Genomic DNA, 10,667 nt, shown 5'->3' with positions numbered 1-10,667 from the left:
CCGTTATTGAATAAGCGGCTGCCAGAGGGTCATCAGCCCCTGCGTCAGCCCACCGCGCCAGCAAAGCGCATCGTGTCCGCCGTCAACCTGACGCCAGAAAACCGGTTGCTGAGTGTGTAGTTCGGCGAGGATCGCCTGGTTTGCGCGCAAAATAAGCGGCTCGTTGCGCCCGGCCTCAAGGACGATGCGCAGCCCGCGAGCGGTTTTGTCACCCGCTTTGAGTTGTTCGATGAGCAGCCCGTCCTGCTGCGCGCCGCGGTGCGGCCACCAGTAGGATCCGGACTGGCTGAGGATGCAGCCAAAACGCTGCGGCCAGTTGAGGCCCGCATAGAGGGAAGAGAGCCCGCCGAAGCTCTGACCCGCCACCACGGTATGGTCGGCGCGGTCGCTGAACGGGGCCATGCTTTTCACCTGCGGGAGAAGTTCGTCCTGCACCGCCAGCCAGAAATCAGGGTTACACGGCAGCTCGCGGCTGCGGTGTGCGGTGTCAATCACGTCGATTAAGACATAGACCGCAGGCGGCAGTTTGCCTTCATGGGTGAGCGACGCCAGCGCAGGCCAGACGGGCATGCTTTCGGCCCAGAACTGCCCGTCGAGCAGCACCGCCAGCGGGCGCTCGGGGCTTTCATCCCCGGTGGTAAAAATCCACACGCGGCGACGGTTCTTCAGACGCGCGCTGTGCCACTCAATGCAGACAGGCTTATTGTAAGGGGTATCGGGATGGTTCCAGCCGGGCTGTACGGGCGCCTCCGGCATCTCCAGCGCCGAGACGGCGTGCCCGCGCCCGCCGCGCCAGCTCTGGGCATTCAGCGGGTCGGACACCGCGTGCGGCAACAGTTTGCGCCAGCCTTCGCGCAGCGCCATGCGGTCCGGCTGATCGCCTTCAAACACTGCGCTGGCAAAATCGTTTTCATTGTCGGAGGGGATAAAACAGTAGCTGCCGCGCCATTCGGGGTTGAACTCGCCCTGCCACTGCCAGACGTCGGTATCCGGGATACGTTCAAGGGACTGCGGACGGGCATTTTGATGGTGATCGGTCACACCGGTGACGTAGAGCCAGACGCGTTTAACCGTCGACGTTTTCTGCGTTCCCGCCGGGTCCCGCCACCAGAATGTCACGCGATAGTTTTCCTGATGACGTTCCCGTTCCGGCCCGTCTTTCGCCTGCCACCACGCTTCACTTCCGGTTGTTAACGCCGTCACCCTTATAACCCCATGTTTAACAGTCTTTTTTGTTGCAGAGCAAATTTTATTGATAATATTATTGATAACTATTTTCATTTGCAATAGCGTAATGCCCGCGCTGTGGGAAGCGCGCTCATTAAATAACCATAAAAGCGGGACGTACAATGAATAAGAAGATTCACTCTCTGGCCTTGCTGGTCAATTTAGGGATTTATGGTGTCGCGCTGCCCGCCATGGCAGACGACAACACCGCCTCCGCGCAGCACGAAGACACCATGGTGATCACCGCCGCCGAGCAGAATTTGCAGGCGCCGGGCGTGTCGACCATCACCGCCGACGAGATCCGCAAAAACCCGCCCGCGCGCGACGTGGCGGAAATCATCCGCACCATGCCGGGCGTTAACCTGACCGGCAACTCCACCAGCGGCCAGCGCGGGAACAACCGTCAGATTGACATTCGCGGCATGGGCCCGGAAAACACCCTGATCCTGATTGACGGCAAGCCGGTTACCAGCCGCAACTCCATCCGTCTGGGCTGGCGCGGCGAGCGTGATACCCGCGGCGATACCGGCTGGGTCCCGCCGGAGATGATCGAGCGCATCGAAGTGATCCGTGGCCCGGCTGCTGCCCGCTACGGTAACGGCGCGGCGGGCGGCGTGGTGAACATCATCACCAAAAAATTCGACGACCAGTGGCACGGCTCCTGGAACACCTATCTGAACGCGCCAGAGCATAAAGACGAAGGTTCCACCAAACGCACCAACTTCAGCCTGAGCGGCCCGCTGGGCGGGGATTTCAGCTTCCGCATGTACGGTAACCTGGATAAAACCCAGGCCGACGCGTGGGATATCAACCAGGGACATCAGTCCGATCGCACGGAAGCTTACGCCAACACCCTGCCCGCAGGCCGTGAAGGGGTGGAAAATAAAGACATCAACGGCGTGGTGCGCTGGGACTTCGCACCGATGCAGTCCCTGGAGTTTGAAGCGGGCTACAGCCGCCAGAACAACCTGTATGCGGGTGACACGCAGAACACCAACAACGACAACGCGCTGGTGAAGAAAAACTACGGTAAAGAGACTAACCGTATCTATCGTCAGAACTTCGCGGTGACCTGGAACGGCGGCTGGGATAACGGCATCACCACCAGCAACTGGGCGCAGTACGAGCACACCCGCAACTCTCGTCTGGGTGAAGGGCTGGCGGGCGGTCTGGAAGGCCTGTTCAACAGCAATAAATTCACCGATACCGACCTGGCCGACGTGATGCTGCACAGCGAAATCAACCTGCCGATTGATTTCATTGTGAATCAAAACCTGACGCTCGGCACCGAGTGGAACCAGCAGCGCATGAAGGACTCGACCTCCTTCACGCAAACCCAGCAGGGGGGCACCATTCCGGGCATGAGCGAAGACCGTAGCCCGTACACTTCAGCGGAGATCTTCTCCCTGTTTGCCGAAAACAACATGGAGCTGACCGACAGCACCATGCTGACTCCTGCCCTGCGCTTCGACCACCATACTATTGTGGGTAATAACTGGAGCCCGTCCCTGAACCTGTCGCAGGGTCTGGGGGATGACTTCACCCTGAAGATGGGCATCGCGCGCGCCTATAAAGCGCCAAGCCTGTATCAGACCAACCCGAACTACCTGCTGTACAGTAAAGGCCAGGGCTGCTACGCCAGTTCCGACGGCGTGGGCTGCTACATGATGGGTAACGACGATCTGAAAGCGGAGACCAGCATCAACAAAGAGATTGGCCTGGAGTGGAAACGCGACGGCTGGCTGGCGGGCGTGACCTGGTTCCGCAACGACTACCGCAACAAGATTGAAGCGGGCTACGCGCCGATTGGCCAGACGTCCACCGGCAAAGTCACCACCGATATCTACCAGTGGGAAAACGTGCCGAAGGCGGTAGTAGAAGGTCTGGAAGGCTCCCTGAACGTGCCGGTCAGCGACACCATCAACTGGACCAACAACATCACCTACATGCTGCAAAGCAAGAACAAGGAGACCGGCGATCGTCTGTCGATCATCCCGGAGTATACGCTGAACTCTACCCTGAGCTGGCAGGTGCATCAGGACGTATCGCTCCAGTCGACCTTCACCTGGTACGGCAAGCAGCAGCCGAAGAAGTACAACTACAAAGGTCAGCCGGTCACCGGGTCTGAGAAAGACGAAGTCAGCCCGTACAGCATCGTGGGCCTGAGCGCGACCTGGGACGTGACCAAAAACGTCAGCCTGACCGGCGGCGTGGACAACGTCTTCGACAAGCGCCAGTGGCGTGCGGGTAACGCCCAGACCACGGGTAATACCACCACCGGCGCGTATATGTACGGTGCGGGCGCGTATACGTATAATGAACCGGGCCGTACCTGGTATATGAGCGTGAATACGCGTTTTTAAGGCACTGAAGTCAATCCTTCCCTCTCCCCTCCGGGGAGAGGGTCAGGGTGAGGGGAAAAACCATGCACACCACCCACAGCACATTTTCTCTCGCCGGCCACACCCTCCACCGCATCACTTTCGACCCCGCCACCTTTACCGACGCCGATCTCCTCTGGCTCCCCCACCACGCCCAGCTCGCTGACGCCGGACGCAAACGCAAGGCCGACCACCTGGCAGGCCGCATCGCCGCCGCGCACGCCTTACCTGACCACACCATGCCCGCCATCGGCCCCAGCGGGGAACCGCTCTGGCCGCAAGGTATTTCCGGCAGCATCACCCACAGCGGCACGCAGGCGATAGCCGTCGTCACGCAATACCCGGCGCTTATCGGCATCGATTGTGAAACGATCCTCTTCGAAAACGAAGCCAGGGAAATCAAAGACGGCATTATTGATACGCAGGAAGAACCTGTGCTTTCCCGCCAGGGATACCCGTTCGCCCTCGCCCTGACGCTGGTCTTCAGCGCCAAAGAGAGCCTGTTTAAGGCCCTCTTTCCGCAGGTACAGGCCTGGATGGGTTTTGACTGCGCCCGCGTTACCAGGCTCGACGACAAGACGCTCACGCTGGCGTTGACCCGTCAACTGGCAGGCTTTGAAGAAGGCACCGCCTTCCGCCTGCACTGGCAGCAGCACGGCGAACAGGTCATCACCCTGCTGTCACACGCTCCTGGCGACGAGCCTTCACGCTGGTCACCACAAACGTCACGATAAACACCATCGCGAACAGGACCACAATGGTCGGCGCAGGCGCGCTGTCGAGATAAAACGAGGCATAAACGCCGCTTACCGACACCAGCGCTGAAACGGCGACCGCCACCAGCAGCGCCATGTGAAAGCGTCGGGTAATCAGCACCGCCACGGCGCCGGGCGCAATCAGCAGGGAAATCGACAGAATGATCCCCACCGCTTTCAGCGTCGCAACGATGGTCAGCGAAACCATGCACAGTAAGCCGTAGTGCAGCCAGCGGGTGCGCAAGCCACTCGCCTGCGCCTGCTGATAGTCAAAGCAGAACAGCAGAAAATCGCGCCACTTCAGGCCAATCACCAGCGCAATCAGCCCCGCGACGAGACCGCTTTGCATAATGTCCATCCCGTTAATACCCAGCATATCGCCGAACAGAATGTGGTCGAGATGCACCTCAGGTTTGACGGCGATATAGAGGATCAGCCCGGCGCCGAACATGCCGGAAAAGACGATCCCCATGACCGTATCCTGTTTGATGCGACTGTTATCCTTCAGATATCCGGTGGCGACCGCGCAGAAAAGACCGGCCACGAACGCGCCCAGCGCCAGCGGCAGGCCCATCATCCAGGCCAGCACGACGCCGGGAAACACCGCGTGGCTCATGGCGTCGCCCATCAGCGCCCAGCCTTTCAGCACCAGAAAAACCGACAGCAGCGCGCAGGGCACGGCCACCATGAGTGAAATCAGCAGCGCGTTGTTCATAAACGCAAACTGGAACGGTTCGAGAAGCAGCGTCAACATGGGTGTGCCTCCCGCGCCCGACGGCGGCTGGCAAGCAGCCCGTGCTTCGGCGCAAAGACGAACGCCAGCAGGAACAGCAGTGTCTGGGCCACGACGATAATGCCGCCGGTGGCGCCGTCCAGGTAATAGCTGGCCCACGCGCCGAGGAAGCTGGTGATGCTGCCAATGGCGACCGCAATCATCAGCAGGCGCGGGAAGCGGTCGGTCAGCAGCCACGCGGTCGCGCCGGGCGTGACCACCAGACAGATCACCAGAAATGCGCCGACGGTTTGCAGCGCCGCCACGGTAGAGACCGCCAGCAGCGTGAAGAAGAGAATTTTCAGGCGTTCAGGACGCAGGCCGATGGCGCGGGCGTGGTTCTCATCAAAAAAGGTCACCATCAGATCTTTCCATTTGAACAGCAGGATAACTATCGACACCACGCCGATAATCGCCAGCTGGACGATATCTTCCGGGGCGATAGCCAGAATATTGCCGAGGACGATGGTCTGAATGTTCACCGAGGTCGGGTTGAGCGAGACCATAAACAGCCCCAGCCCGAAAAACGAGGAGAAGATCAGCCCGATAATGGCGTCCTCCTTCAGGCGGCTGCGCTGGTTGAGAAACAGCATGCTGCCCGCCGCCAGCCCGCCCGATAAAAACGCCCCCAGCGAGAACGGCAGCCCGAGCATGTAAGCGCCCGCTACGCCGGGCACGATGGAGTGCGACAGTGCATCGCCGATCAGCGACCAGCCTTTGAGCATCAGATAGCAGGAGAGAAACGCGCATAGCCCGCCCACCATCGCCGAGACCCACATCGCGTTGAGCATGTACTCGTAGCCGAAGGGTTCGAGAAGCACGTTCATTTGGCCTCCTGTCGGTGCGTGACGAAGGGGCGTTCGTCATCGGTAATAATGCGATCTTCCGAGCCGCTGAGCACCACGTGGCGCAGCACGCCGCTAAAGGCGCGCTCGAGATTCTCGGCGGTAAAGGTGATATCCGTCGGGCCGCTCGCCAGCACGGTGCCTTTGACCATCACCGTGTAATCGCAGAATTCCGTGACCGAGCCCAGATTGTGGGTCGAGACCAGCATCGTTTTACCCTCGTCGCGCAACTCCCGCAGCAGGCTGATGATCCTGGCTTCGGTTTTGACGTCCACGCCGGTAAACGGCTCGTCGAGCAGGATCACCTCGCCCTGCTGGGCAATCGCACGGGCCAGAAACACGCGCTTCTTCTGCCCGCCGGACAGCTCGCCAATCTGCCGATGGCGCAGCTCGAGCATATCTACACGCTTCAGGGCGTCGGTGACGATCTGCTTATCGCATTCTTTGGGACGACGCATAAACCCCATATGCCCGTAGCGGCCCATCATCACCACGTCCTCGACGAGCACCGGAAACGACCAGTCGACCTCTTCCGACTGCGGCACGTAGGCGACCAGGTTCTGACGCAGCGCCCGGTGAGGCGGCAGCCCCAGAATGGAGATAGTGCCGCTCGCCGCCCGCACAAACCCCATCACCGCCTTAAACAGCGTGGACTTGCCGGAACCGTTCACCCCCACTAGGGCGGCAATCGATCCGCCCGGCACGCTGAACGATGCGTCGCGCAGCGCCGTGTGGCCGTTGCGGTAGGTCACGGTCACGTCGGTTACAACAATCCCCTTCTGCATGGTTACTCCTTCATCCCGTCGTGGATGCCCTGCACCAGCGTGCGGGTGGTGACGTTCAGCAGATCGATATAGGTCGGCACCGGGCCGTTTTCCGCGCTCAGAGAGTCGACGTACAGCACGCCGCCATAGTGGGCGCCGGTTTCACGCGCCACCTGACGGGCGGGCTTATCCGAGACCGTGCTTTCGCTGAACACCGCCGGAATGTGATGTTTTTTCACCAGATCGATAACCTTGCGCACCTGCTGCGGCGTGCCCTGCTGATCGGCGTTGATCGGCCACAGGTAAAGCTCCTTCAGGCCCAAATCCCGCGCCAGATAGGAGAACGCCCCTTCGCTGGTCACCATCCAGCGTTTGTCTTCCGGTATATCCGCGACCTGCTTGCGCAGCGGTTCGAGAGTGGCGGTGATCTTCTGCTTGTAAGCATCAGCGTTGCGCAGATACGTCTGTGCGTTGGCCGGATCGTACTTTACCAGCGCGTCGCGGATGTTATCGACGTAAATCAGGGCGTTGTCCGGCGACATCCACGCGTGCGGATTGGGCTTGCCGTTATAGGGCCCTTCGCTGATGCCCATCGGGGTGATGCCTTTGGTGACAATCACCTCCGGCACGCCGTTCAGATGCTGATAAAAGCGCTGGAACCACAGCTCCAGATTCATGCCGTTCGCCAGGATCAGCTGTGCCTTCTGCGCGCGCTTGATATCGCCCGGGGTGGGCTGGTATTCGTGAATTTCCGCGCCCGGTTTGGTGATGGAGGTGACCTCTGCGGCATCCCCCGCCACGTTTTTCGCCATATCAGCAATAACGGTAAAAGTGGTGATGACCTGGAACTTTTCAGCCGCCAGCGCGCCGGTCGTGGTCGCAGTCATGAGCAGCGCGCCGAGCAACAAACGCTTCAATCCTTGCCGTGGATGCATCGCAGAAGTCTCCTGAGGTGATTAAATTCAAAGCAAAATTAGCCTGTGCTATAAGGTATAGCACAGGCTATATTTAAATGAAAATAATTATCATTAAAGTTGTGTCAATGAAGGGCGCGCCTGATGACGCTTCGCTTATCAGGCCTACGGTAAAGCATATTTGTAGGCCGGGTAAGCGCAGCGCCACCCGGCAAGAAAGATGGCTGGATTGTTAACGACAGGGGTTTGTCATCATTTAAACATCCGGAAACATCACGCTATTCCCCGGCGCTTCCCTGTGCAGATGGATAAAGTTCAGGTGCCGTTCATACTGATCCAGAATGTCCGTAATCACCTGCTCCTTGCTGTAATCCATCAAATCATTCCCCTGGCTGCCTTCCAGCAGGAAGGTCTCCAGCCGGTAGTAGGTCGACTTCCCGCTGCGCGCCCGGTAGGTGAACCCGGGCACCGAATACTGCTGCGGCCAGATCTGATAGACAAAGTTCTGCTCGTCACCCATGTGCACCAGCAGATCCAGGTGCCCCAGATTTTCGCCCTCTTCCGGGGGCAGGTTTTTCAGCTCAACGTAGGCGCCACGCAGCTTCAGCTCCTGGGCCACCTCTTCCATCGCCGGGAAGCAGACCGTCTCCATCATCTGGCTGGTGTAGCGCGTGCCGGGGTAGTTCATCAGGCGCGAGAGGCGTTTCTTCCAGCTCAGCCTGTCCTGCGCGCCCAGCGGACGCGGGGCGGTGTCGCGGCTGGCGCTGACGCGGCGGTAGTCTTCCACCTTAAGCGATTTATACAGCCCGGCCATCACGAAGAAGATCACGAAGCTGAACGGCAGGCCCATGATCACCGTGGTGTTCTGCAACGCCGAGATACCGTTGGTCATCAGCATGCCGAGCGTCAGCAGGCCGATGGCGACGGACCAGAAGATGCGCAGCCAGTTCGGCGCGTCGCTGTTAATGTCCTTGAGCTTCGAGGTGAAGTTCCCCAGCACCAGCGCGCCGGAGTCCGCCGAGGTGACGTAGAACAGCAGGCCGGTAATGGTCGCTACGGACGCGCTAAAGGTAAACGCCGGATACTGCGCCAGCAGGCTGTAGAAGCCGCGCTCCGGGTGCGCCATCGCTTCCTGGGCAAAAGTCGCATTGCCGTGGATGATCTCGTGCAGCGCGCTGTTGCCGAAAATCGACAGCCACAGCAGGGTAAAGGTGAACGGGATGATCAGCGTGCCCATCACGAACTGACGGATGGTGCGCCCACGCGAAATACGCGCCAGGAACAGGCCGACAAACGGCGACCACGCCACCCACCACGCCCAGAAGAAGAGCGTCCAGTTGTTCATCCACTCTGTCGGACGGTCAAAGGCGAAGCTGTTCAGCGTCATGCCCATAAAGCGGTTCACGTAATCACCCACGTTCAGCACTAAGGCATTGAGCAGGAACGAGGTGTCGCCCATAAACAGCACGAACAGGATCAGCCCCAGCGCCAGCGCGACGTTCAGCTCGGAGAGCACGCGAATCCCTTTATCCACGCCAGAGGTCACCGAGATGGTGGCGATAATCACCGACAGCGCAATCAGCGCCGCCTTCGCCGCCATCGAATCCGGGATGTCAAACAGCACGCTCAGCCCGTAGTTAAGCTGCACTACGCCAATTCCGAGCGTTGTCGCGATACCAAAGATGGTGCCGATCACCGCCGCGATGTCTACCGTGTGCCCAATAGGGCCGTTGATCTTTTTGCCGAAAATCGGGTACAGCGCGGAGCGGATGGTAAGGGGCAAATTATAACGATAGCTAAAGTATCCGAGCGCCATGCCCATCAGGGCGTACATCGACCAGCCCGTCAGGCCGTAGTGGAACAGCGTCCAGACCATCGCCTGGCGCGCAGCCTCCATCGTCTGCCCTGCCCCTTCCGGCGGCTGCATATACTGCGTGACCGGTTCCGCCACGGAGAAGAACATCAGGTCGATGCCGATGCCGGCGGCAAACAGCATTGCGGCCCAGCTCAGCAGGCTGAACTCGGGCTTAGACTGCTCTGGCCCGAGCTTCACCGAACCGAAGCGCGAGCAGGCAATGCAGACCACGAAGACGATATAGAGCGTCGCGGCCAGCAGATAGTACCAGCCGAAGGTCTTCGACACCCAGTTCAGGGTGCGCCCAATCCACTCGGCAGAAAAATCACGAAAGAAAATGGTCGTCAGGGAAAACAACAAAATCAGCCCGGCGGACGTATAAAAAACGACCGGGTTGATTTTGTCTTTTTCTCTGTCCTGTGAAAGGTCTGTCATCCAGTATCCCCACTGTTTTTGTAACTATTGAAATCCAAAATCGCAACAATTAAGACACATTTTATATTGAACGTCCAATCAAAAACCGCTTTAATAGTTAACCAACGCTGATGAATGGAGTGGCAAAAATGCCCAAAGTGGGGATGCAGCCGATCCGGCGCAGGCAGCTAATCGATGCCACGCTGGAAGCAATTAATGAAGTGGGAATGCATGACGCAACCATCGCGCAAATCGCCCGTCGGGCGGGCGTATCCACGGGGATCATCAGCCACTATTTCAAAGATAAAAACGGTCTGCTGGAAGCGACCATGCGTGACATCACCGGTCAGCTGCGCGACGCGGTATTAAGCCGTTTACGCGCCCTGCCGGACGGCAGCGCAGAGCAGCGATTGCAGGCGATTGTCGGCGGCAATTTTGATGAAACCCAGATCAGCGGCGCGGCGATGAAGGCCTGGCTGGCCTTCTGGGCCAGCAGCATGCATCAGCCGATGCTCTACCGTTTGCAGCAGGTCAGCAGCCGCCGGTTGCTCTCTAACCTGGTGTACGAGTTCCGCCGCGAGCTGCCGCGTGAACAGGCTGAAGAGGCGGGCTACGGGCTCGCCGCACTGATTGACGGGCTATGGCTGCGCGCTGCGCTCAGCGGCAAACCGCTGGATAAAACCCTGGCCCAGTCGCTCACCAGCCACTTTATCAGCCAGCATTTACCGACCGATTAACCG

Annotated in this window: 9 protein-coding genes; 3 read left to right on the top strand and 6 right to left on the bottom strand. The window is 59.4% G+C overall.

Annotation, left to right across the window (positions count from 1 at the left end):
• Positions 1–3: 3 nt before the first annotated feature.
• Complete coding sequence (gene fes / locus LOC22_RS16495) at positions 4–1,203, bottom strand: enterochelin esterase (protein WP_230239061.1); 1,200 nt, start codon at positions 1,201–1,203, stop codon at positions 4–6.
• A 146-nt stretch (positions 1,204–1,349) separates the two neighbouring features.
• On the opposite strand from fes, the gene LOC22_RS16490 reads away from it, so the two are divergent.
• Entirely contained in the window at positions 1,350–3,590 is a 2,241-nt protein-coding gene (locus LOC22_RS16490; protein WP_230239060.1) for a TonB-dependent siderophore receptor, read from the top strand.
• A 62-nt stretch (positions 3,591–3,652) separates the two neighbouring features.
• The gene (gene entD / locus LOC22_RS16485) at positions 3,653–4,342 is read left to right on the top strand and encodes an enterobactin synthase subunit EntD (protein ID WP_230239059.1); all 690 of its coding nucleotides are present in this window, start codon (positions 3,653–3,655) and stop codon (positions 4,340–4,342) included.
• Here the strand turns inward: entD and LOC22_RS16480 are convergent.
• The 5 genes from LOC22_RS16480 to betT form a co-directional block, all read right to left on the bottom strand.
• Positions 4,278–5,117, bottom strand: coding sequence for a metal ABC transporter permease (locus tag LOC22_RS16480; RefSeq protein ID WP_047735271.1), 840 nt, complete (start codon positions 5,115–5,117; stop codon positions 4,278–4,280). The two genes, entD and LOC22_RS16480, sit on opposite strands and share 65 nt — an antisense overlap.
• Complete coding sequence (gene sitC, locus LOC22_RS16475; protein WP_015571185.1) at positions 5,111–5,962, bottom strand: iron/manganese ABC transporter permease subunit SitC; 852 nt, start codon at positions 5,960–5,962, stop codon at positions 5,111–5,113. The genes LOC22_RS16480 and sitC overlap by 7 nt, the downstream gene beginning before the upstream one ends.
• On the bottom strand, positions 5,959–6,765 hold the full coding sequence (gene sitB / locus LOC22_RS16470) for an iron/manganese ABC transporter ATP-binding protein SitB (protein ID WP_230239058.1): 807 nt from the start codon (positions 6,763–6,765) through the stop codon (positions 5,959–5,961). The genes sitC and sitB overlap by 4 nt, the downstream gene beginning before the upstream one ends.
• Before the next feature lie 2 nt (positions 6,766–6,767).
• Positions 6,768–7,679 carry an iron/manganese ABC transporter substrate-binding protein SitA gene (sitA, locus tag LOC22_RS16465; protein WP_319023525.1) on the bottom strand — a complete coding sequence of 304 codons (912 nt, stop codon included), beginning with the start codon at positions 7,677–7,679 and terminating at the stop codon, positions 6,768–6,770.
• A gap of 235 nt (positions 7,680–7,914) precedes the next feature.
• Positions 7,915–9,948 (bottom strand): choline BCCT transporter BetT, encoded by a 2,034-nt coding sequence (betT, locus tag LOC22_RS16460; RefSeq protein ID WP_023303253.1) that lies wholly within the window; start codon positions 9,946–9,948, stop codon positions 7,915–7,917.
• 128 nt (positions 9,949–10,076) lie between these two features.
• Between betT and betI the strand changes: the two genes are divergently transcribed.
• Positions 10,077–10,664 carry a transcriptional regulator BetI gene (gene betI, locus LOC22_RS16455; protein WP_017382531.1) on the top strand — a complete coding sequence of 196 codons (588 nt, stop codon included), beginning with the start codon at positions 10,077–10,079 and terminating at the stop codon, positions 10,662–10,664.
• The last annotated feature ends 3 nt before the right edge of the window (positions 10,665–10,667 follow it).

The organism is Enterobacter sp. AN-K1 (assembly GCF_020971765.1).
GTDB classification, from domain to species: Bacteria; Pseudomonadota; Gammaproteobacteria; order Enterobacterales; family Enterobacteriaceae; genus Enterobacter; species Enterobacter hormaechei_C.
Note: the sequence above shows the minus strand (reverse complement) of the source record. Positions and strands in the feature narration are given on the sequence as shown.

Bases quoted from the DNA above. Each gene is read 5' to 3' on its own strand.
- LOC22_RS16490 (WP_230239060.1), top strand. From the start codon at position 1,350: ATGAATAAGAAGATTCACTCTCTGGCCTTGCTGGTCAATTTAGGGATT.
- entD (WP_230239059.1), top strand. From the start codon at position 3,653: ATGCACACCACCCACAGCACATTTTCTCTCGCCGGCCACACCCTCCAC.
- LOC22_RS16480 (WP_047735271.1), bottom strand. From the start codon at position 5,117: ATGTTGACGCTGCTTCTCGAACCGTTCCAGTTTGCGTTTATGAACAAC.
- sitC (WP_015571185.1), bottom strand. From the start codon at position 5,962: ATGAACGTGCTTCTCGAACCCTTCGGCTACGAGTACATGCTCAACGCG.
- sitB (WP_230239058.1), bottom strand. From the start codon at position 6,765: ATGCAGAAGGGGATTGTTGTAACCGACGTGACCGTGACCTACCGCAAC.
- sitA (WP_319023525.1), bottom strand. From the start codon at position 7,679: ATGCATCCACGGCAAGGATTGAAGCGTTTGTTGCTCGGCGCGCTGCTC.
- betT (WP_023303253.1), bottom strand. From the start codon at position 9,948: ATGACAGACCTTTCACAGGACAGAGAAAAAGACAAAATCAACCCGGTC.
- betI (WP_017382531.1), top strand. From the start codon at position 10,077: ATGCCCAAAGTGGGGATGCAGCCGATCCGGCGCAGGCAGCTAATCGAT.